The sequence below is a fragment of the Candidatus Pelagibacter bacterium nBUS_44 genome (assembly GCF_051200895.1).
Classification (GTDB): domain Bacteria; phylum Pseudomonadota; class Alphaproteobacteria; order Pelagibacterales; family Pelagibacteraceae; genus Pelagibacter.
On sequence record NZ_CP172838.1, the window covers coordinates 878,672 to 901,048 of the forward strand.

Genomic DNA, 22,377 nt, shown 5'->3' on the forward strand with positions numbered 1-22,377 from the left:
GATTTGAGTTTCTATATATTCAAGCTGTATAAGCTTTTTTTATAAAAAATCTTTGGTGCTATCGTTTTTGCATTAACTTTAAAAGTTAAGGGGCTCAAAGTTAATCTTATTTTTTTTAATTCAACTTCAAAGTTTTTATCAGTTTGATTTACTTTATTTTTAATTTGGGAATTAAATTTTTCTGTTTCTAGACCAAAAATACTTAAATAAAATATTATAAAAGATATAACGGCAACTATTATAAAAATATATTTTAAAAAATTTTTTTTCATTTTATTTGATACAATGATTGCTCTAAAAAACCATCAAGTTCACCATCAAGAACTTTATCTGGGCTTGTGCTTTCAAAATTAGTTCTATTGTCTTTTACAAGTCTGTAAGGTTGTAAAACATATGATCTGATTTGATGCCCCCAGCCAATTTCAGATTTAGAATTTTCTGTATTTTGATTTTCTTGTTCTTTTTTTTTAATTTCATAATCATATAATCTTGCTTTTAACATGCTCATGCATGTTTCTTTATTTTTATGTTGAGATCTTTCATTTTGACATTGAACAACAATTTTAGAGGGAATATGAGTTATCCTTACGGCGCTATCTGTTGTATTTACATGTTGGCCACCTGCTCCACTAGACCTATAAGTGTCAATTCTTAGATCTTTTTCGATAATTTCAATGTTTATATCTTCATCAACAACAGGATAAACCCATACGCTAGCAAAACTTGTGTGTCGTCTTGCACCAGAGTCTAAACGGAGATATTCTAACTAATCTATGAATACCTGACTCTTTTTTAAGCCAACCAAACACATAATCACCTTCTAATTTAATTGTAGATGATTTTACCCCTGCCTCATCACCTTTATGTTCACTAATTAAGTTTGATTTAAAATTTTTTTGGTCAGCCCATTTTAAATACATTCTCCTTAACATTTCAGCCCAGTCTTGACTTTCAGTGCCTCCTGCACCTGCATGTATTTCTATATAACAATCAAGAGAGTCAGCTTCATTTGATAAGAAACATTTTATTTCGTTTTTTTTTACTAATGCTCTGAGATCAATTATATTTTGTAGTATTTCTTTTTGCACAGTTTGATTTTCTTCTTCTAAAGCCAACTCATTTAAATCATCTAAATCTGAAAGTTTCTCAATTGAAACATTGTGAGTACCAATCAAATCTTCAAATAGTTTTTTTTCTTTAATTACATTTTTAGAATTATTTTTATCTTGCCAAAAATTGCTATCTAGGATCTTACTGTTTAATACCTCAAGTTTTGAATAAATATCATTTTTTTCAAAGATACTCCTTAACTCTATAGTTAATTTTTTCAATTTCTGTTTTATAATTAAGGTATTTATCGTCCATTAATAAAACTTTAGTATATTATTTGCATCTAATCTATCACTATTTGAATATAAAACTTTCCCATCAACAACATTTTCTTTTTTATAAACTTCAATGATAGTATTTTTTGAACTAAATTTTGCTTTTTGACCTGTTATTGGATCAACAACCATCATCACTGTCCCATCTACAGCTTTGAATGGTCTTGCTTCAAACTTTTTTACCGCTTTTTTTACAAATTCTCTAAAAATTGGTAGTGCAGTTTTTGAACCTGTTTCGTATCTTCCTAGTGGTTTTGGACTATCCGAGCCAACAAAAACACCTATTAATAAATTAGATGTAAAACCAATAAACCAAGTGTCAGTATTTTTATTTGTTGTTCCAGTTTTGCCAGCTATATTTAGCTTAAGATTTCTCAATTTTTTTGCTGTTCCTCTCTGCACAACACCTTCAAGTATAGATGTCATTTGATATGCAGTTTGAGGTGAAAATGCTTTTTTATAATTATTTTCAATTATAGGATAATCCTCTCCTAAATATGATATTTGATCACAATTAACACACTTTCTTTTACTGTTATTATAAATAGTTTTTCCCTCACTATCTTGAATTCTATCAATCAAAATTGGATTAACAAGCTTACCTCCATTTACAAATGCAGAATAAGCAGAAGTAAGTTTTAACAATGTTGTTTCAGCAGACCCCAAAGAAATTGATAATAGTTCTTCAGGATTATCATAAATATTTAAATGTTTTGAAAAATTTACGATTTTTTTAATACCTAAGTTTTGAGCTATCCTTACAGTCATTAAGTTTCTTGATTTTTCTAAACCAACTCTTAAAGTTGAAGGTCCATAAAATTTTTTTCCATAATTTTCAGGTTTCCACATTTTAAGATCTTCTCCTTGGTCTAAAACTATAGGAGCATCTAAGATTAAAGACGTGGGTGTGTAATTATTTTCTAACGCTAAAGCATAGACAAAGGGTTTGAAAGCTGAACCAGGTTGTCTCAAAGCTTGTGTTGCTCTATTAAACTCACTTTTTTTAAAACTAAAACCACCACTTAAAGCTAAAACTCTTCCTGTATAGGGATCCATAACTACTATACCGCCATTAATTTTTGGTAGTTGTTTTAAACTATAAATTTTATCATCAATTTTTTTTACATAAACTATGTCTCCAACATTTAATAGTTCATCAAATTCTTTTTTAGTCCAAGTAATATCTTGAAATTCAATTTTTCCTTTGTGTTTATCTTCTGTTTGTATTTCGGCTGAAAACTTATTGAGTTTTTTTACTATTGCTAATTTCCAGTCGATAGAATTTTCTAAATTATATTTTTTAAGATCGTTATTCCAATTTTCAGAATAACTTTTATTAGATAATGGACCTCTCCAACCTTTTCTCTTATCATATGCAACCAAACCATCTCTTAGTGCCTTGGTGGCTATTCTTTGTAGTTCCAAATCAATTGGTGTATTTATATTGAAACCTTGTTTATAAACTTTGTCATAAGTTAAAGTACCTATGACATTTTTTCTAACATCCTCTATATAATATTGAGCATCCTCTAAAAAAACTTTTTTTATCTTATTTAGTTTAATTTTTTGAAATTTAAATTTATTATATGTCTTCAAGCTTATATATTTATTTTCAAATAAGTTCTTGAGAACTAAATTTCTTCTAAATTTTGCTAATTCATTATTTCTATAAGGATTATATTTGCTTGGTGCTTTTGGCAAAGCTGCTAATAGTGCAGCTTCAGCATAGTTTAAATCTTTAATAGATTTGTCAAAATATTCTAAACTTGCAGCTGCAACTCCATACGCTCCACTTCCAAGATAAATTTGATTCAAATAAAGCTCTAAAATTCTCTGCTTAGATAATGCTCTTTCTATTCTAAATGCTAAGATTGCCTCTTTAACTTTTCTATTAATACTTACTTCATTAGTTAATAAGAAATTTTTAGCTACCTGTTGGGTTATAGTCGAGGCCCCTTCAAGTCTTTTTGAAAAAATAATATTTGAAATATTGTTAATCAGCGCTCTTAAAACTCCTTTTGCGTCTACTCCTGGGTGTGAAAAAAAATTTTTATCTTCTGCTGATAAAAATGAGTTTATTACATTTTTTGGAATTGAGTTATAAGGAACAAATATTCTTTTTTCTTTGGAAAAATCAGCAACAAGCTCACCATCACCAGAATACACTTTGCTTGAGACAGGTGGTTTGTAATTTTTAAGAAATTTATAATCTGGAATACTATTGGAATAAGCCCATAAAACACCAAAAATCAAAATACCCATTAATAAAATAAAGGATAATGAGATAAACAATATATTTTTTAAAAACTTACTCATTTTATTTCCATTATATCTTGGAATTTGTTAAAGATAAGGCACAAAAATTAAACAAAATTTTATAAACACTTAAAATATTAAATGAAACAATCAATCAAATTATTATGGAAAAAAATTTATACATTGATGCATCGCATCCTAATGAAACTAGAGTTGTTCTTAAATCAGACGAAAATATTGAAGACTACGAGTACGAAGGTTTAAAGAATAATTTAATAAAAAATAATATTTACCTTGGTAAAGTAAGTAGAATAGAACCATCTCTTCAAGCTGCATTTGTTGATTTTGGACGAGATCGACACGGTTTTTTATCTTTTAACGATATCCAATCTGATTATTATCAAATACCTAGGGCAGATTTAGATAAAATAAAAGAAGAAGAAGAGAAAGCTAGAGAAGAAATTTCTAAAGAAGTTGAGGCTAAAGAAGAAGAAAACATAGCTGAGGGAAAACTTGAAATAGATGACCCAATTAATATTGAAAAAGATTCATTAGAGGAAAGTGATAGTGAATCTGATGAAAAAAATAATCAAAGTCAGGAAGAAGATAAGAAAAAAGAAACAAAGTTCAAGTTTAAAAGATATAAAATACAGGAAGTTATAAAACCAAATCAAGTTATATTAGTACAAGTTATTAAAGATGAGCGAGGTCAAAAAGGTGCAGCTCTCAGCACATTCATTTCAATAGCTGGAAAATATATAGTCTTGATGCCAAACACCCCAAAAGGAGGCGGTATATCTAGGAAAATATTTAATCCTGCAGATAGAAAAAAAATTAGAGCAATTTTAAATGAAATTGAAATACCAAAAGAAATGGGTCTTATTGTAAGAACTGCTGGGAGCAACAAAACTAAAAACGAAATTAATAATGATTTAGACACTCTTATTAAAACTTGGAGCCAAATTAAAGATACCGCTATCAATTCTATAGCTCCATCATTAATTCATCAGGAAAGTGAAATTATAAAAAGAACTTTGAGAGATATATTTGATGACAATACTAAAAATATTATTGTTGAAGGAAATGAAGGTTATAAAAAAGCACAAACCTTTATGAAAATGATCATGCCATCAAGTGTTAAAAAAATAAAAAAATATAGAGGAAAAGTTCCATTATTTATCGAAGAAAATATAGAACAAAAGTTAAATCAAATTTTTGACTCAGAAATAAAACTTAAGTCTGGGGGATACTTGGTAATAAACCCTACTGAAGCACTTGTATCAATAGATATAAACTCTGGTAGCTCAATAAAGGGTAAAAATGTAGAAAGCACTGCGTTAGATACAAACATTGAAGCCACAGAAGAGATTGCAAGGCAGATTAAAATAAGGGACTTATCTGGTTTGATTATAATTGATTTCATAGATATGCTCAGTTTCGGAAATAGACGATTAGTTGAGAGAAAATTAAAAGAAAAATGTAGAACTGATAGAGCTAGAATACAAATTGGTAGAATTAGTAATTTTGGTCTATTGGAAATGTCTAGACAGAGACTAAGAGAAAGCGCAATTAAATGGAAAGTGACTCTTACAGATGAGTCATTTGCTCAAAAACTACTAAAAACTGTTGAATTAAAAGCTATTATTAATAAAGCTAAATTTGTTGAGCTAAGAGTTTGTGAAAAAATCTCTGATTTTTTAAAAGAAAATTTTATTGATGATTTAACATATTTTGAAAAGAAAAATAAAATGACAATAGATATCATTATCGACCCAACACTTATTATTCCTGAATATATAATTAATATTCAAAATAAATCAAAAAAAATAATTGAGACAATCGAGCATTTTGAAAAATTAAAAAATTTAGAAACTCAAATTAAAGAAGATAAAATTATTGATAAAAAAGAATCTAAAAAATTCAACAAAAAACCTTTTAAAAAGAAACCTTATTTCAAAAAAAAGTTTATTAAAAAAACAGCAGCTATGTAATAATTCCTGTTTTTGGTGAAGATGGATTGCCATATAAATATTTATTAATACGTCCAGCTAAATAAGATTGTCTTCCAGCGATTACCGCATTTTTAAATGCGAGAGCCATATCAAATGGTTTTTTTGCTTTTGCAATTGCGGTATTAACTAAAACACCATCACAACCTAACTCCATTGCAATTGTTGCATCTGATGCTTGGCCCAAACCTGCATCAATAATTAAAGGTAATTTAGTTTGCTTTCTTATAATTTGAATATTTGTTTTATTTTGAATTCCTAAACCTGAACCAATTGGAGCAGCTAATGGCATTATTGCATCTGCACCAGAGTTTTCTAATCTTTTTGCCATTAGAGGGTCATCGTTGCAATAAACCATAACCTTAAAACCCTCTTTAGCTAAAATTTCTGTTGATTTCAAAGTCTCAATCATATCAGGAAATAGATTCTGTTTATCTCCTAAAACTTCCAATTTAACTAGTTTCCAACCACCAATTTCCCTTGCTAACCTAAGCGTTCTTAAAGCTTCTTCCGAGGTAAAACAACCTGCTGTATTTGGTAAATAAGTTATTTTCTTTGGATCTATATAATCCATAAGAAGTGGTTTTTTTTTATCAGTTATATTTACTCTTCTAACAGCAACAGTCACAATTTCTGCTCCAGAAAGTTTAATCGCTTTTGCACACTCAGGCATATTTTTATATTTACCTGTGCCTACGATTAGTCGAGAATTAAACTTTTTTTTTGCTATAACTATTTTATCTTTTTTCATTTAACCCCCTCCTATAAAATGAACTATTTCGATTTTATCATTTTTTTTTAGAATAATTTTACTAATTTTTTTTTTATCTATTATCTCTTGATTGAGTTCAATTGCCACTTTTTTTAAAGGAATATTGAGATCTGTTACTAAATTTGAAATCTTGTAATTTTCAGGAATAAATTTAAATTTGCCATTTACTTTAATTTCTATTTTTTTTATTTTTTTCATCGTATATAAGAGTTGAATGCATAATAAAATTATTATTATTAATGGTCCAAATCTTAATCTATTAGGCGAAAGAGAACAATCACAATATGGTTCAACTACTTTTAAACAATTAAAAGAAAATTGCTTAGAGGAATCAAAAAAAATGGGTATTGAATTAGAATTTACTCAATCAAATATTGAAGGAGAGCTAGTTAATTTAATTCAGGACGCTAGAAAAAAACATGATGGTATGATTATTAATGCTGGAGGGTTTACTCACACGTCAGTTTCAATTAGAGATGCTCTCCATTTATTCAAAAAACCAATAATTGAATTACATATATCAAATATATATAAAAGAGAGGAATTTAGACATAAATCACTAATAAGCGATATAGCAACAGGAGGAATTTTTGGTTTAGGGGTTGAAGGTTATATTTTGGCCATAATTTCAATACAAAAGATTTTAAAAAATGAAAATAGATAAAAGTATAATTAAAGAATTAAGTGACTATTTAGATGAGTTTAATCTTACTGAAATAGAAATTACTGAAAAAGATACTAAAATTAAAGTTTCAAAAAACAATGTGTCTATCAGTAATCAGCCAGTTGCTACATCAGCAAATATACAAACTGGTAATGAAAACATTTCTAAAAAACCTAATGTTAAATCTGGTATGGAAATTACTTCACCAATTATTGGAACTGCTTACCATGCTCCAGAACCTGGTGCTAAAAAGTTTGTTGAAGTAGGTAAAAAGATTAAAAAAGGTGACACCATTATGATTGTTGAGGCAATGAAAACAATGAATCATGTACCATCAACTGCAGATGGAATTGTAAAAGAAATTTGTGTTGAAGATGGTCACCCTGTCGAGTTTGGACAAACTATTATTATTCTAGAATAAACAAATGTTTAAAAAAATCTTAATTGCAAACCGTGGGGAAATTGCAGTTAGAATTATTAGAGCTTGTAAAGAATGGGGAATTCCAACGGTAGCTGTTCACTCTGATGTTGATAGAGAAAGTATGCATGTAAGAATGGCAGATGAAAGTGTGTGTATAGGTTCTCATCAACCTGCAAACAGTTATTTAAATATTCCTAATTTAATGTCAGCAATAGAGCTTACCAATGCCGACGCTGTACATCCTGGTTACGGATTTTTATCTGAAAATGCAAGTTTTGCAAAAATTCTTGAAGAAAATAAAATAAGTTTTATTGGCGCATCATCAAAACATATAAAAATGATGGGTGATAAAATTCAAGCGAAGAGAATTGCTAAAGAGAATGGTTTACCAGTAATTGAAGGTTCTGAGGGTGGTGTTACAGATATTGCTCAAGCCAAAGAACTATGTAAAAAAATTGGATTTCCTGTTTTAATTAAAGCATCAGGTGGTGGTGGTGGAAAAGGTATGAAAATTGTTTACAAAGAAGAGGAATTTGAAACCTTGTTTTCTACTGCAAAATCAGAAGCACAAAAATATTTTGGTAATGACGAAGTTTATATTGAGAAATTTTTTCAAAATCCAAGACATATAGAAGTTCAAATCTTAGCTGGTAAAAATAATGTTGTTCACCTTTATGAAAGAGATTGTTCTGTTCAAAGAAGACATCAAAAATTAATTGAAGAGACTCCAAGCCCAGTTCTTAATGATGAAATAAGAAAAGATTTATTTGAAAGAACAGTGAATATGGTTGCTAAAATTGGTTATATGGGAGCCGGGACTGTAGAATTTATTTATGAAGATGGAAAATTTTATTTTCTCGAAATGAATACAAGAGTGCAAGTTGAACATCCTGTAACAGAAATGGTAACTGGTGTTGACATTATTAAAGAGCAAATTTGGATTGCTTTTTCTGGAGAAACAGCCCTCAAACAGAGAGATATAAACCCAAGAGGTCATGCAATAGAGTGTAGAATAAATGCAGAGGATGCAAGTAAAAACTTTCAACCATCTCCTGGAACCATAGGCATGTGCCATCAACCATCTGGTTTCAGAACAAGAGTAGATGGAGCTATTTTTCAAGGATATAAAGTTACTCCTTATTACGATAGTATGATTTGTAAACTAATCTGTCATGGAAGAAATAGAACTGAGGCAATTCAAAGAATGAATAGATCTTTAGATGAATTTGTTATAGAGGGAATTACCACAACTATCCCACTACATAAAAAACTTCTAAGTCATAAAAAATTTATTAATTCTGATTTTAATGTAAGCTGGTTAGACAAAGATACTATAGTCTAATAGCATTTAATAAGCCAAACATCATATACCGGATGATCAAAGGGAGTAATTGATGGGCTTGACGAAAACATCCAACCGTTAAATACAAAAACCTCATTATTATTTTCATCTGTTAAATCTTTGACTTGTATATAGGCTATAATTTCTGGATTATCATCGAATTCTGAATTTTTACATTTTAAACTTTTTATAGAGAGATCTTTGAAAGTAATTAACTCTCCATTTTTTAATTTAACTAAAGTATTTTTTGAACTAATTTTATCTAAAATTTTTATATCTGTAAAATAGCCTTCTGTTGTATCTTTTGAGAATGATAGATTTATTAAAAAAAAATAAACTAAAAAAATAAAAAGATAAAAGTTAAATTTATTGATTCCAGCTAGAATATTTCTTTTTAATTCCATCTTTATCTTTGTTAGGATAATAAGCCTCTTCTGTACCAGTTAAATTAGATTGGTGAGGTTTTTGCCAATCATATTTTTTGAGTTCATGGGTTTTTTCTATTTTGTTGGGTGTAAAATGTATCCATGAATACCATTCAACAGGAATTTTTGAGGCATCAATATTATTTGCATAAATAACCCATCTCTTTTTTTTTTACTTTCATAATATTTGTTACCAAACTCATCGCTACCAACTAATTTTCCATAAAAGATTGTTTTTAATCTGGTGCCAAAGGTATCTTGATTCCACCACGTAAAAATTTTTTTAAAAAGTGTCAACATAAAATTTATTTATTTATTCAATCAAAAATTGTATAATTTAAATTAGACTAAAATATGAATTTGTATATAAATTAATTGATTCAATATTCAAATTAAAATTAAAAATTGGAGTTAAATGTCAAAATATTTAGTCGAGACTTATTATACATGTACGTTTAAAGTTAATCATTACCTAGATGATATAAATGAAACAGAGTTAAAAAACCTTGAAAAAAGAGATGATGGCAAGTTTGAGGTTCTAGATGTTAAGCTTGATAATCGTAAAACTAAAAGTCTTGACTTTAATAATAAGATTATTGAAAATAAAAAAGTCGACGCAGTAGTTGAAAAAAATCAACTAGCTTCACAAAATAAAGACAATATTATTTCAAGCTTCAATAAATCATCTGAAAAAAGTGGAAAAAGATTTAGTATGCCCGACAGAAGAAAGGGTTACATTCAAAAAGCTACTATTGGAGATCACAAAGTTTATTTACATACTGGGGAATATGAGGATGGTAAAATTGGTGAAATTTTCATAGACACAAGTAAAGAAGGCGAGCTTGTTAAAGCATTAATGAATAATTTTGCCATAGCTATATCATTGGGACTTCAATATGGTGTTCCTTTGGATGAATTCATAAGTGCCTTTGTTGGTACAAAATTTGAGCCTTCCGGAAAAGTACATGGTAACGACAGAATTTTAAGTGCAAGCTCAATATTAGATTATATTTTTAGAGAATTAGCAATTTCTTACCAAAATAGAGAAGATTTGGCACACACACCTTCAATTGGTGGAAATGATATTAATTCAAGTGAAGAACCACAGTCTGAAGATCAAAACCAACTATTGAAGATAGTTAAAGATATAACAAGCAAAGGTTTCGTTAGAAATAATTACAAAAAAAACCTTGTTGATTTATCAGATGTTAAAATAAGTTTAAAAGGTAAAAAGTAATCTATTTTTTTGTTCTTATGTTAAGTCCAAGTTCTTTTAATTGATCTTGACTAACATCTGATGGAGCTTTCATCATAAGATCTTGCGCATTTTGATTCATTGGAAACATTGTAACTTCTCTAATATTTTTTTCATTTGCAAGTAACATTACAATTCTGTCAATACCAGGAGCAATTCCTCCATGAGGGGGAGCCCCGTAGCTTAATGCATTTATCATCCCACTAAATTTTTCATCAACTTGTGCTTTACTATACCCTGCAATTGAAAATAGTTTGTACATGAGGTCTGGTTTGTGATTTCTTATAGCTCCAGAAGAGAGCTCAATACCATTGCAGACTATATCATATTGATAAGCAAGAATATCTAAAGGATCTTTAAAATCTTTATCACTTAAATTCCCTTGGGGCATAGAAAAAGGGTTATGACTAAATTCAATTTTATTAGTTATCTCATCTTTTTCAAACATTGGATAATCAACTATCCAACAAAATGCAAAAATATTATCATCAATCAAATCTAAATCTTTAGCAATTTTATCTCTAGCTAAAGCAGTAATTTTTTCTAAATCAGATTGTTTGCTGCATGCCATAAAAATACTATCCCCTACTTTTGAATTCGTTTTTTTCATAATTTCAAGTAAAGCTTCTTTAGAAAAGAATTTTCCAATTGGTCCTTTAGCTGACAACTCGTCATTTTCTTCAAAAGTAAAATATGCTAATCCAGATCCTCCTTGTTCTTTTGCCCACTTATCAATATTGTCAAAAAAACTTCTTGGCTTATCTTTTGTATCTTTAGTTGAAATACATCTTACATTTGAACCTGATTTCACAAGTTTTTTAAAAATTTCAAACGAAACATCTTCTCTAGTAAATACTTCTGTAATATCATTTATAATAAGAGGGTTTCTTAAATCAGGTTTATCACTTCCATATTTTAGCATAGATTCTGTATAAGAAATTTTTGGAAATTTATCATTCATCAACTTTTTTTTAGAAAATTTTTTAAAAGTATTGACTAATAAAGTTTCAACAACATTAAATACATCTTCTTGCTCAACAAAAGACATTTCTAAATCAAGTTGATAAAATTCTCCAGGACTTCTATCGGCTCTTGCGTCTTCATCTCTAAAACAAGGTGCAATTTGAAAATACTTATCAAAACCAGAGACCATTATTAGTTGTTTAAATTGTTGGGGTGCTTGAGGTAATGCATAAAACTTACCAGGATTTAATCTACTTGGAACAAGAAAATCTCTAGCACCCTCGGGGCTAGAAGATGTCAAAATTGGAGTTTGAAATTCTAAAAATCCAAGTTTTGTCATTTCATCTCTGATATAAGAAATTACTTTTGATCTTAGAATTATATTTTCATGAATTTTTTTTCTTCTTAAATCTAAAAATCTATATTTTAATCTAATTTCTTCAGCATATTCTTGATCACTAAAGACGGGCATTGGCAACTCTTTGCATGTTCCCAATATTTCAAATTCACTAATTACAACTTCAATTTCACCTGTTTCAATATCTTTATTTATTGTTTCATTTGATCGATTAACAACTTTTCCTGTAATTTTAACAACTGTTTCTAATTGTGTCTTTTCTAGCTGCGAAAAATTTTTATTCTCTTTATCTATAATACATTGAGTAATTCCATAATTATCTCGTAGATCAATAAATAATAAATTACCATGATCTCTTTTTCTATTAATCCATCCTGATACAGAAATTTCTTTATCTAAATCATTTTTTCTTAATTCATTGCAATTATGTGATCTATATTTATTCAATTATTCTCCCAAGACTTCTTTAATTATTTTAAAATCAATTGGCTTTTTTCTTTTTAAACTAATTTCGTCAATTTTATATATGAAATCAAAAATTTTGCCATACGATCTATCAATTCTTTTGATAATAAAATCAATTAATTTCTTGTCTATGGATATTTGTCGGTCTGATAAATTTTTTAATATCAACGCAAACATAAGGTCGTCGCCTGGTTTTTCTATGTTGGATAATAGGAAGTTTTTAGCTCTAGAATTTAAATCGTCTAATCTAAACGCATGTTCAACAATTGGTTTTGATGAAGTTAAAATTAGATATTTATTATCTTGATCAATGATATTCAATAATGTGAAAAATAGATTTTCATCAATTTGGTCATTAAAATTTTCAATAACAATATTTTCAAAAACTTTTATCTGTTTTAAAGACTCGTTATTTAATTCACTAGCTTCTATTATAACTCCTTTATATTTTTTTAAAAAAATATTAATTAGATGAGTTTTACCAGAAAATTTCTGTCCAATTAAATTTACAAAATTTTTTTCCCATTTGGGCCAACTATTCAATAATTTAAAAGAAAATTCATTGCTTTTAGTTACATAAAAATCTTGGTCTTTAAAATTTTGTTCATAATCAAAATCTAAGATTAATTGATTTAAATTTTTCATTTAATACTCCATATTTGATTTTGAGTATTAAATTCATAATTTTTATCTTTCATAATTTTTAAAAAATAATCTGGAGGACCATTAAATACAATCCTATAAATGTTGTTTTTATTATCAAACTTATAAATATTAAAATCATAAATTAAATCGATATTAGTTAAGATTAATTCAAATTTAGATATTTCAGAATTGTCATTATTATCAATTGAGACAATTAAAGGTAATTTGACAGAGGTGTTGATTTCATTTTTAGATTTCCAATAATTTTCAAATATAGATTTTAAATTTTTAACAAACATTAGAATTTCTTTTTCATTATTTAAGTTAATATTTTCAAAACTTAAATTTTTAATATCTATTTTGTTTTTAAAGTTTATTTTATTTAGTACTCTTATGTTTTTACCATTTTTAAAAATGATAGTAATAATATAATCGTCTAAATTATATTTTTGAATTATTTCTTTAAAATTATAATTTTCTAAATTATCTGAGTTGAGCTTTATTAAATTAAAGTCTTCAAGATCATCTGTCGGTAAAATATATTCCAACAAATGAAAACTTTTAATTTCTGAATTCCATTTGTTAAATAAATCACTTTCAGAAAAAATAAAAATCTCATTATTATTTTCATCTAGTATAATAGGTATAAAAAATACATTTTTTTTTACTGGTAAAGATGGAAATATATTTTTGCTTTCCAATAAATTAAATATTTTTTTTTTGTTAAATGAAACGTTCAATGTTAAATAATAAATCTGATTAATAAACTTTTCTTCCTTAATGGAAAAAGTTTCTATCATTCCTTTAATAAGTCCTAAGGGAATTTTTTTTAATTTTTCTTGATTTTTAGTTTGAACAATAGTTAAAGCCAGATGATTAAATGCTTTTGTAAAACCCTCATCAATTATCTCATTTTTATCAAAATTTATCTCAAATGGAGTGGATATTTCAATATCATTTACAGTTAGAGTTTTTGCGTAAATATTTTCTGTGGAAAAAAAAATATTTAAGAAAGCAAGAATGCAAAAATGCATATATAGCTTCTTGTAGGAATAAAATTTATAATTAAATCTCATAAAACATATTAATGAATAAAAAAAAATATACCTATAAAAAAAGTGGTGTTAATATAAAAGCAGCAGATAATTTTGTTAATTTCATTTCTTCATTTTCATCAAAAAAAAAAGGCAAAAAAAAGTTTTCAAATATTGGAGGATTTGGTTCTATATCAGAGATTCCAAATCATATAAAACAGCCTAAAATTGTAGCATGCACTGACGGAGTTGGAACTAAAATTGAAATTGCTAATACACTTAATAAATTTGATACAATTGGTATCGACTTGGTTGCAATGAGTGTAAATGATTTAATCGTTCAAGGCGCAAAGCCTCTTTTATTTTTAGATTACATCTCCATTAATAAGATTGATTTAGCAAAACTAAAATCAATCATTAAAGGGATAGTTAGTGGGTGTAAACAATCCATGTGCGAATTAGTCGGTGGTGAAACTGCAGAAATGCCAGGAACTTACGAAAAAGGTAAGTTTGATATTGCGGGGTTTGCTGTTGGTGTGGTTAGTAAAAATAAAATTTTAAGTAAAAATAAAATTAAAAAAAATGATTTAATTTTAGCTATTCCATCAAGTGGTGTTCATTCAAATGGCTTTTCTCTGGTCAGATACCTTTTGAATAAAAAAAAATCAATATTAAAAAAAATAATTTTTTAAAAACTGAGTTGCTTAAGCCTACTAAAATTTATGTAAAGGAAGTATTAAAATTAATTGATAAAAACTTAATTAATGTATGTGCTAACATAACAGGTGGTGGTTTAGCTGATAATATTAAGAGAGTTATCCCAAATAATTTTGTTGCGGAAGTCGATCTTAGTAAAATCAAACCCTTAAAAATTTTTAAATGGCTAAATAAAAATGGAATATCTGATAAAGAAATGCTTAAAACATTTAATTGTGGTGTTGGTTTTTGTTTAATAATTAGGCCTAATAAATATAAGAGTATTAAACAATATTTTACCAAAGAATTTAAGCCATACATTATTGGAAAAATTTCTACAGGTAAAAATAAAGTAAAACTTAATGGCTCTGTCAACTGGAACTAAAAATATAAAAACAGCAGTTTTTATATCTGGAAAAGGAAGCAATCTAAAATCTCTCATTAAATTTTCTAAACTCAAAAAATCACCTATTTCAATTGAAATCATAATTTCTAATAATCCTAAATCAAAAGGTTTAACCTTTGGAAAAATTTATAAAATTAGAAAAAAAATATTTAACTTTGATAAACATATTAAAGCTGAAAAAGAAATTCTGAAATTATTAAAAAAAAGAAAAATAAATCTTATTTGTTTAGCTGGTTTTATGAAAATTTTATCAAAAAGTTTTATACAAAGTTTTAAAGGGCAAATATTAAATATTCATCCCTCTCTTCTTCCAAAGTATAAAGGTTTAAATACTCATGAAAGAGCAATAGATAATAAAGATAGTTATTCTGGTTGTACAGTGCATTTTGTAAGCTCTAAACTTGACTCAGGTAAAATTATTGATCAGAAGAAAGTAAGGATTTACAAAAAAGATACACTAAGAACCCTTGCAAATAAAGTTTTAGCTGAAGAGCATAAGCTTTATCCTGAGGCTATTTTAAAAATTTTTAGTCTTTAAAAAAGAAATCTATTTCAATTTTAGCATTTTCAACACTATCAGATCCATGAACTGAATTTTTATCAATAGAAATTCCATATTTTTTTCTTATCGTACCCTCTTCTGCGTCTTTAGGATTTGTTGCTCCCATTAGCTCTCTGTTACCCAGAACCGCATTCTCTTTCTGGAGAACCATTACAACAATTGGACCTGATGAAAGATATGCACAAAGATCGTTATAAAATGGTTTCGTTTCATGAACCTTATAAAATTTTTCTGCCTCAGACTTTTCTATCTGTATTTTTTTTTCTTTTACGATTGAAAAACCTTTATTTTTAAACATCTCTTTAATTTCATTGTCTAAGTTTCTTTCTACTGCGTCTGGCTTTATTATAGATAGTGTTTGCTCTGTATTACTCATAATCATCCTCTATTAGTTTATTTAATAATCTTACTCCATAACTGGTTGCTCCACCTGAATTTAAAGCTCCACCATATTTTGAAAATGCCATACCAGCTATATCTAAATGAGCCCAAGGTGTATTATTTAAAATAAATCTTTGCAAGAACTGTGCGGCTGTTGTTGATCCTGCGCCACCAACATAATTAATATTTTGCATATCTGCATTTTTTGAATCTATAAGTTTATCAAAATTTTTATGAAGTGGCATTCTCCATAATTTTTCTTCTACTTTGTCTCCAGCATCTAGTAATTGTTTTGCTAACTTGTCATTGTTTGAAAATAAACCTGCATATTCAGATCCAAGAGAAACTATAATAGCACCAGTTAAAGTTGCTAAATCAACTATAAATTTAGGTTTAAATTTTTTTTCAGTATAAGTTAAAGCATCAGCTAAAACCAATCTACCTTCTGCATCTGTATTTAATATTTCTATTGTTTTACCGCTATAAGATTTTACTATATCACCAGGTCTTTGAGCATTTCCGCTCACCATATTCTCAACAAGACCCACAACACCAACTACATTAATTTTTGCTTTTCGAATGGCTAAATTTTTCATCAAACCAACAACTGTGGCTGATCCTGCCATATCATAAGTCATATCTTCCATAAATTTTGCTGGTTTTAAAGAATAACCACCAGTATCAAAACAAACTCCTTTTCCAACGAATGCTATAGGATTGGAATTATTTTTTGCTCCATTCCACTCTATAGTTACTAGATAGGATCCTCGAATACTTCCTTGGCCCACGCCAAGCAAAGCATTCATTCCAAGTTTTTTCATTTTTTTTTTATCATATATATTTATCTTTAACCCGAATTTTTTAAGTGAAGTTATTCTTCTTGCGTATTCATCTGGATGTAAAATATTTCCCGGTTCTGAAACGAGATCTCTTGCAAAAAAACTTCCTTCCTCTATTGCCTTAAATCTTAGCTGACTATATGCAGATATCTTATTTTTATTTCCAATTAAATTTATAGAAATATCTTTTTTATTCTTTTTAGATTTATAAATATTAAATTCATAAGATTTTAATTTAATGCCGTGTAAGAAATATCCAGCGAAATTTTCAATATTGCTATTTATGGTGTCTGTATTAACAAAATAATCTCTTTTCTTATCATAATTTATATGACTATGAAATTTCGCACCTAAATTTTCTAAATCAGAGACTTTAACATCTTTTTTAATAGAAACTAAAAAAATTGTTTTTTTGGAATTAATATCAAAAAACAATAAATCTTTTTTTAAATCACTGTTTTTTAATAAATCTGAAATATATGAAAATTCGTTATTAGAGATGTATTTCTTCAAACTCCCAATATTGAATTTTTCATCAACAAATAAGATGAGGTTAGAAGAAGCATTAATTGAGCTTTTTTTTTTATAATTTATTTGAATAGTCATCAGTTTTAAATACACTCTATACGAGTACATGTTATATAAGAATAAAAATACCATATTTCAATGAAAAAAATCTTATTTAGAAAGTTATTAATCGATTATTTAAGTTTTTTTTTAATAGCTCTTTTAGGCTCAAGTATAGTTGTTTGGGTATTTCAAGCTGTTAACTTTCTTGATATTATGATTGAAGACGGGCGAGATTATACAATCTATATAAATTACTCATTACTTAATTTTCCTAAAATTTTAAGTAGATTGTATCCTTTTGTGTTATTTTTTAGCATATTCCACATTACCTCAAAATTTGAATATAATAATGAATTATTAATTTTATGGAACTTTGGAGTAAATAAAATTGAGCTAATTAATTTTATATTTAGATTTTCACTAATATTAATGATCGTACAAATAATCTTTTCCTCATTAATAATTCCAAAATCTCAAGATTTGGCTAGATCATTTTTAAGAAACTCAACAGTAAATTTTTTTGGAAATTTTATCAAACCTCAAAGATTTAACGACACAATCAAAAATGTTACTATTTATAGTGAAAGAAAGGATAATGAAGGAAATCTTTTCAATTTATATCTAAAAAAACAAATAGATCGAAATAATTTTCAAATAACCTATGCAAAAAAAGGGGTTTTTAAAGAATTTAATGATATCCCAGTTTTAGTTTTGTTTGATGGCGCAACAATTACTGGAAAAAATGATAAAATAACTAATTTTAGTTTTTCAAAATCTGATTTTCCACTTAATAATTTTAGCAGTAATGCTACTACTTATAAAAAAACACAAGAACTTTCTTCATTTAAGCTTTTAAAATGCTTGAAGCTTTTAAATTCTAAAAAAAAAGTTGGTGAAAAAAAAATAGAAAATTGTTCTAAAGAAAATTTACGAAATATTTATAAAGAATTATATAAAAGATTTTTAATACCTTTTTATATTCCATTGTTGGTACTTATCCCATTTTTATTAATACTTTCTTCAAAAGAAAGCTCAAATTATTCAAAATTAAAAATTATTACTTTTTTAATTGGTTTATTTTTTATTATATTTTCAGAAACTACTGTCAAAATTATTTCTAATATATATTTTAAAAATCTTTTAATTTCATTAATTCCCTTTTTCCTTTTAATTTTTCTATATTTGTTATTTTTTAAAAAAACCCATTTTAAATATTCCAACTAATGAAAACTTATATAAAATTTCTATGTTATATTTTTCTTAGATCTTTTTTCTATGTATTTTTAGTCATGCTTAGCTTGGTATTTATTTTAAATGTATTATCAGAGTTAGAGTTTTTTAAAGATATAGATGTTGGAATTGATTTTACTTTACTTCTATCTCTTTTAAATTCTCCATCAATGATTTTCGAAATGTTTCCCTTTATATTTTTACTTACTACACAATTTTTTTTTATAAAACTTTTCAATAATAATGAGCTGGAAGTTTTTAAATACTCTGGGCTTAAAAACTCAAGCATCTTAATAATAATAAGTTTTCTGTCTCTGATCATGGGTATAATAATTATCACTGTATATTATAACTTTTCAGCTAATTTAAAAAATTTTTATTTAGAAAAAAAATCTCAATATACAACTGATGGTAAATACTTGGCAGTTGTCACAAAAAATGGCTTATGGATAAAGGATGAAATTGATGACAAGATTTATGTTATTAATTCAACAGAAATTAGAGATAATTTTTTAATTGATAATTTTATTACTGAATTCAATAAAAATTATGAAGTTATAAGAAATGTTCAAAGTAAAAAAATTGATATAAGTAAAAAACAGTGGATCATTTCAAATGCAAAGATTTATAATGATAATGATTATGAGATTAAAGAAGTTTTAAAAATTAATACAAACTTTAATTATAAAAGAATTACAACACTTTATTCAAATTTATCATCCTTAAATTTTTTTCAAATTATTGAACTAAAAAACAACTATAAAAAATTGAATTATTCACTTACAGAAGTTAATATGCAAATACTAAAGATTATAGCTTTTCCTTTATATTTGGTCTTAATTACTATTTTATCAGCGCTTATTATGTTTAAAATAAAACGACTCGATACAACGACATTCAAAATTTCATTGGGATTGTTTATTTCTGTAATTATTTACTATATAAACAATTTTTTTTTAGTTATGGGAAATACTGAGAGAATTCCGTTAATATTTGCTATTTTTACCCCCTTAGTAATATTGGGTCTTTTTAATACTTTTATGATTTATAAAATTAATGAAAAATAAATTTTTAACTATTCTATTATTTTTGTTTCTAAGCAAAATGTTTTTTTTCAGTGTGAGTAGTGCAGAGCAATTTAATTTTAATGTAACTGAAATAGAAGTTTTACAAAACGGAGATATAATTAAAGGATTAAAAAAAGGTACTGTAAATACTAATGATGGAATAATAATTACTGCTGACACATTTGTTTATGAAAAATTATTAAATATTTTAACAGCAAAAGGAAATGTTGAAATTGAAGATACAAACAGAAATTTAAAAATTTATTCAAAAAATGTAATTTACAATAAAAATGAAGAAATAATAACGACTAATAAAAATTCAAAAGCAATATATGAAAAAAATAAATTTATCTTTGCGGACTCTTTTAAATTTATTAGAAATGAAAATATACTCAATGCAAATGGTGATGTTAAAATCAAAGATTCTTTAAAAAACTATATAATTGCTGGAGAAAATTTTACTTATTATAAAGAGAATGAAAAAATAATTACTAAAGGTAGAACAGAAGCTTTTTTACAATCAAAATATAAAATTACTTCTTCAGATATAGTTTTTTTAATCAAGGAAGATAATTTAAGTTCTAGAGAAAAAACAAAGATAGAAGATAATAACTCTAAGGTTTATTTTACTGAAAATTTTAATTATTCAATAAATAAAGAAATCTTTAAGGGTGAGAAAATATTAGTTATTACTAATTATAATTTACCAAAAAGTGATAAATTATTTTTTGAAAATGCAATAATTAATCTTAAAGATCAAACATTTATTGCTAAAGACACAGAAATTGAAATTCACAAAGATATTTTTGACAACACTGAAAATGATCCACGATTAAAAGGGGTGTCTTCATCTAGTGATAATAATTTAACAGTAATAAATAAGGGAGCTTTTACAAGCTGTAAAAAAAATGATAAATGCCCACCATGGGTAATCAATGCGGAAGTTATTAAACATGATAAATCAAAAAAACAACTTATTTATGATCATGCTGTATTAAAGGTTTATGATTTTCCAGTATTCTATTTCCCAAAATTTTTTCATCCAGACCCATCAGTAAAAAGACAATCGGGGCTATTAAAACCACAAATAAATAATTCTACTAGCCTTGGAAGTTCTTTAACACTACCTTATTTCAAAGTAATTTCTGACAATAAAGATTTAACTTTAACTCCTATTTTATTTGACGGTAGTACATCAATGCTCACAACTGAATATAGGGCAGTAAACAAAAATTCTAAAATCTTGGCAGATTTTGGGTATGTTAATGGTTATAAATCAGTAACCACTAATAAAAAAAATAGCTTATCACATCTATTTTTGAAATTAAATCATGACTTAAATTTTGAAAATTTTAATTCAAGTGATTTAGAATTATCGTTAAACAAAGTGTCAAAAGATACTTATTTAAAAGTATTTGACCAATATATAACTACATCATCATTAAGACCTAGTAATTTTGATAAATTAAATAGTAATTTAAAAATATCTTTAAATCATGAAGATTTTAGTCTTACAACTGGTATTGAAAGTTATGAGGATCTTCAAACTAAAAGAAGGTCTGATCGATATCAATATAACTTACCATATTATAATTTTGATAAATTAATTTCACAAAACTTTTTTAAAGGAAATATTAGTTTTTCTTCTAGTGGTAATAACTATTTAAGTGAAACAAATAAACTTGAAACTAACATAACAAATGATTTTAATTATAATAGTTTAGATTTTATTTCTAATTTAGGCATAAAGAATAATTATAGTTTGAGTCTAAAAAACTTAAATTCTGTTGGAAAAAAAACATCACAATATAAATCTGATCCTCAAGTTGAATTTGCTGGATTGTTTAATGTGGACTTTAGCATGCCCATGGAGAAAAAAGCTAAAAATTACGATAACTTGCTAACTCCAAGACTGTCATTTAGGTTTAATCCAAGTGATATGAAAGATCACTCTTCATCAGATAACAAAATAACTGTGGCTAATGCTTTTGCATTAAACAGACTTGGGTTATCAGACACTTTAGAAGCAGGCAGGTCTATAACATTAGGATTAGATTATAAAAATGAAAAAAAAGATAATTTAAATCAAATAAACAACTATTTTGAATTAAAATTAGCTACAATTTTAAGAGACAAAGAAGAAAAATTTATTCCAAACAAAAGTACAATACATAAAAAAAATTCAAATTTATTTGGGTCAATTTCTAATAATTTTTCTAAATATTTAAATGTGGGATATGATTTTTCTTTAGATAATAATTATAACACATTTGAATATAATGATTTTAATGCAACTATTTCTATTAATAATTTTGTAACAAAATTTAATTTTATAGAAGAACATGGTGAAATTGGTGATGCTAATGTTTTGGCAAATACAACGAAGTATTCTTTTGATGAAAAAAATTCATTTATATTTCAAACACGTCGAAACAGAAAATTAAGCCTTACAGAGTATTATGATCTTGTTTACGAGTATAAGAATGATTGTTTAACAGCAGGAATTAAGTATAAAAAATCTTATTATGCTGATGGAGATCTTCAGCCTACAGAGAACCTATTATTTACAATCACATTATTTCCTTTAACGACTTATGAATATCAAGCGAATGAAATTTTGGACCAATAATAA

General features: G+C 26.5%; 23 protein-coding genes and 1 pseudogene. 11 read left to right on the top strand and 13 right to left on the bottom strand.

Annotated elements, in window-relative coordinates; all coding sequences use genetic code 11:
• Nucleotides 1-11: 11 nt before the first annotated feature.
• The 3 genes from ACIJYB_RS04970 to ACIJYB_RS04980 form a co-directional block, all read right to left on the bottom strand.
• Complete coding sequence (locus ACIJYB_RS04970) at nucleotides 12-272, bottom strand: hypothetical protein (RefSeq protein WP_435150255.1); 261 nt, start codon at nucleotides 270-272, stop codon at nucleotides 12-14.
• Nucleotides 269-1,358, bottom strand: a protein-coding gene (gene prfB / locus ACIJYB_RS04975; protein ID WP_435152539.1) for a peptide chain release factor 2 whose coding sequence is annotated in 2 segments (ribosomal slippage) — nucleotides 269-748 and nucleotides 750-1,358 — 1,089 coding nt in all. Because the reading frame shifts where the segments join, the coding sequence is not laid out codon by codon here. The genes ACIJYB_RS04970 and prfB overlap by 4 nt, the downstream gene beginning before the upstream one ends.
• A gap of 6 nt (nucleotides 1,359-1,364) precedes the next feature.
• Complete coding sequence (locus ACIJYB_RS04980; protein WP_435150257.1) at nucleotides 1,365-3,701, bottom strand: penicillin-binding protein 1A; 2,337 nt, start codon at nucleotides 3,699-3,701, stop codon at nucleotides 1,365-1,367.
• A 104-nt stretch (nucleotides 3,702-3,805) separates the two neighbouring features.
• Here ACIJYB_RS04980 and ACIJYB_RS04985 point away from each other — a divergent pair, with 104 nt between their 5' ends.
• A complete protein-coding gene (locus ACIJYB_RS04985; protein ID WP_435150259.1) occupies nucleotides 3,806-5,632 on the top strand; it encodes an Rne/Rng family ribonuclease in 1,827 nt (608 codons plus the stop codon).
• On the opposite strand, the gene ACIJYB_RS04990 is transcribed toward ACIJYB_RS04985, so the two are convergent.
• Together ACIJYB_RS04990 and thiS are read right to left on the bottom strand one after the other, a co-directional pair.
• The gene (locus ACIJYB_RS04990; RefSeq protein ID WP_435150261.1) at nucleotides 5,625-6,401 is read right to left on the bottom strand and encodes a thiazole synthase; all 777 of its coding nucleotides are present in this window, start codon (nucleotides 6,399-6,401) and stop codon (nucleotides 5,625-5,627) included. The two genes, ACIJYB_RS04985 and ACIJYB_RS04990, sit on opposite strands and share 8 nt — an antisense overlap.
• Complete coding sequence (thiS, locus tag ACIJYB_RS04995; RefSeq protein ID WP_435150263.1) at nucleotides 6,402-6,620, bottom strand: sulfur carrier protein ThiS; 219 nt, start codon at nucleotides 6,618-6,620, stop codon at nucleotides 6,402-6,404.
• Between the two features lie 16 nt (nucleotides 6,621-6,636).
• Between thiS and aroQ the strand changes: the two genes are divergently transcribed.
• From aroQ to accC, 3 genes are read left to right on the top strand one after another with little or no spacing between them, the layout of a single operon-like run.
• On the top strand, nucleotides 6,637-7,086 hold the full coding sequence (aroQ, locus tag ACIJYB_RS05000; RefSeq protein ID WP_435150265.1) for a type II 3-dehydroquinate dehydratase: 450 nt from the start codon (nucleotides 6,637-6,639) through the stop codon (nucleotides 7,084-7,086).
• A complete protein-coding gene (locus tag ACIJYB_RS05005; protein WP_435150268.1) occupies nucleotides 7,073-7,507 on the top strand; it encodes an acetyl-CoA carboxylase biotin carboxyl carrier protein in 435 nt (144 codons plus the stop codon). Before aroQ ends, ACIJYB_RS05005 begins: the two co-directional genes overlap by 14 nt.
• A 4-nt stretch (nucleotides 7,508-7,511) precedes the next feature.
• A complete protein-coding gene (gene accC / locus ACIJYB_RS05010; protein ID WP_435150269.1) occupies nucleotides 7,512-8,849 on the top strand; it encodes an acetyl-CoA carboxylase biotin carboxylase subunit in 1,338 nt (445 codons plus the stop codon).
• Here accC and ACIJYB_RS05015 read toward each other — a convergent pair.
• The 3 genes and pseudogenes from ACIJYB_RS05015 to ACIJYB_RS05025 form a co-directional block, all read right to left on the bottom strand.
• Nucleotides 8,846-9,253 carry a DUF2155 domain-containing protein gene (locus ACIJYB_RS05015; RefSeq protein ID WP_435150271.1) on the bottom strand — a complete coding sequence of 136 codons (408 nt, stop codon included), beginning with the start codon at nucleotides 9,251-9,253 and terminating at the stop codon, nucleotides 8,846-8,848. The genes accC and ACIJYB_RS05015 overlap by 4 nt on opposite strands.
• Nucleotides 9,216-9,436, bottom strand: a pseudogene (locus ACIJYB_RS05020) (NADH-ubiquinone oxidoreductase subunit NDUFA12 family protein); the annotation flags it as partial. The gene ACIJYB_RS05015 and the pseudogene ACIJYB_RS05020, both read right to left, overlap by 38 nt.
• Nucleotides 9,350-9,574, bottom strand: coding sequence for an NADH-ubiquinone oxidoreductase subunit NDUFA12 family protein (locus tag ACIJYB_RS05025; protein ID WP_435150273.1), 225 nt, complete (start codon nucleotides 9,572-9,574; stop codon nucleotides 9,350-9,352). The pseudogene ACIJYB_RS05020 and the gene ACIJYB_RS05025, both read right to left, overlap by 87 nt.
• A 115-nt stretch (nucleotides 9,575-9,689) precedes the next feature.
• Between ACIJYB_RS05025 and ACIJYB_RS05030 the strand changes: the two genes are divergently transcribed.
• The gene (locus ACIJYB_RS05030; RefSeq protein WP_435150275.1) at nucleotides 9,690-10,511 is read left to right on the top strand and encodes a ribonucleotide reductase; all 822 of its coding nucleotides are present in this window, start codon (nucleotides 9,690-9,692) and stop codon (nucleotides 10,509-10,511) included.
• Between the two features lies 1 nt (nucleotide 10,512).
• On the opposite strand, the gene aspS is transcribed toward ACIJYB_RS05030, so the two are convergent.
• From aspS to ACIJYB_RS05045, 3 genes are read right to left on the bottom strand one after another with little or no spacing between them, the layout of a single operon-like run.
• Nucleotides 10,513-12,297, bottom strand: a complete 1,785-nt coding sequence (gene aspS / locus ACIJYB_RS05035) for an aspartate--tRNA ligase (RefSeq protein WP_435150277.1) — start codon at nucleotides 12,295-12,297, stop codon at nucleotides 10,513-10,515.
• Nucleotides 12,298-12,960 (bottom strand): DNA replication protein, encoded by a 663-nt coding sequence (locus tag ACIJYB_RS05040; protein WP_435150279.1) that lies wholly within the window; start codon nucleotides 12,958-12,960, stop codon nucleotides 12,298-12,300.
• Nucleotides 12,957-13,994, bottom strand: a complete 1,038-nt coding sequence (locus tag ACIJYB_RS05045; RefSeq protein WP_435150282.1) for a hypothetical protein — start codon at nucleotides 13,992-13,994, stop codon at nucleotides 12,957-12,959. The genes ACIJYB_RS05040 and ACIJYB_RS05045 overlap by 4 nt, the downstream gene beginning before the upstream one ends.
• A gap of 53 nt (nucleotides 13,995-14,047) precedes the next feature.
• Between ACIJYB_RS05045 and purM the strand changes: the two genes are divergently transcribed.
• From purM to purN, 3 genes are read left to right on the top strand one after another with little or no spacing between them, the layout of a single operon-like run.
• Nucleotides 14,048-14,686 carry a phosphoribosylformylglycinamidine cyclo-ligase gene (gene purM / locus ACIJYB_RS05050; protein WP_435150283.1) on the top strand — a complete coding sequence of 213 codons (639 nt, stop codon included), beginning with the start codon at nucleotides 14,048-14,050 and terminating at the stop codon, nucleotides 14,684-14,686.
• Between the two features lie 8 nt (nucleotides 14,687-14,694).
• Nucleotides 14,695-15,075 (top strand): AIR synthase-related protein, encoded by a 381-nt coding sequence (locus ACIJYB_RS05055; RefSeq protein ID WP_435150285.1) that lies wholly within the window; start codon nucleotides 14,695-14,697, stop codon nucleotides 15,073-15,075.
• Entirely contained in the window at nucleotides 15,053-15,634 is a 582-nt protein-coding gene (gene purN / locus ACIJYB_RS05060) for a phosphoribosylglycinamide formyltransferase (RefSeq protein ID WP_435150286.1), read from the top strand. The genes ACIJYB_RS05055 and purN overlap by 23 nt, the downstream gene beginning before the upstream one ends.
• Here the strand turns inward: purN and ndk are convergent.
• Both ndk and ACIJYB_RS05070 read right to left on the bottom strand, forming a co-directional pair.
• A complete protein-coding gene (ndk, locus tag ACIJYB_RS05065) occupies nucleotides 15,624-16,034 on the bottom strand; it encodes a nucleoside-diphosphate kinase (RefSeq protein WP_435150288.1) in 411 nt (136 codons plus the stop codon). The genes purN and ndk overlap by 11 nt on opposite strands.
• Nucleotides 16,027-17,484, bottom strand: a complete 1,458-nt coding sequence (locus ACIJYB_RS05070; RefSeq protein ID WP_435150289.1) for a leucyl aminopeptidase — start codon at nucleotides 17,482-17,484, stop codon at nucleotides 16,027-16,029. Before ACIJYB_RS05070 ends, ndk begins: the two co-directional genes overlap by 8 nt.
• Nucleotides 17,485-17,544: 60 nt before the next feature.
• Here ACIJYB_RS05070 and ACIJYB_RS05075 point away from each other — a divergent pair, with 60 nt between their 5' ends.
• The 3 genes from ACIJYB_RS05075 (at nucleotide 17,545) to ACIJYB_RS05085 (ending at nucleotide 22,374) form a co-directional block, all read left to right on the top strand.
• On the top strand, nucleotides 17,545-18,672 hold the full coding sequence (locus ACIJYB_RS05075) for an LptF/LptG family permease (protein WP_435150291.1): 1,128 nt from the start codon (nucleotides 17,545-17,547) through the stop codon (nucleotides 18,670-18,672).
• 65 nt (nucleotides 18,673-18,737) lie between these two features.
• On the top strand, nucleotides 18,738-19,745 hold the full coding sequence (locus tag ACIJYB_RS05080) for an LptF/LptG family permease (protein ID WP_435150293.1): 1,008 nt from the start codon (nucleotides 18,738-18,740) through the stop codon (nucleotides 19,743-19,745).
• 52 nt (nucleotides 19,746-19,797) lie between these two features.
• Nucleotides 19,798-22,374, top strand: a complete 2,577-nt coding sequence (locus ACIJYB_RS05085) for an LPS-assembly protein LptD (RefSeq protein ID WP_435150295.1) — start codon at nucleotides 19,798-19,800, stop codon at nucleotides 22,372-22,374.
• Nucleotides 22,375-22,377: the final 3 nt, after the last annotated feature.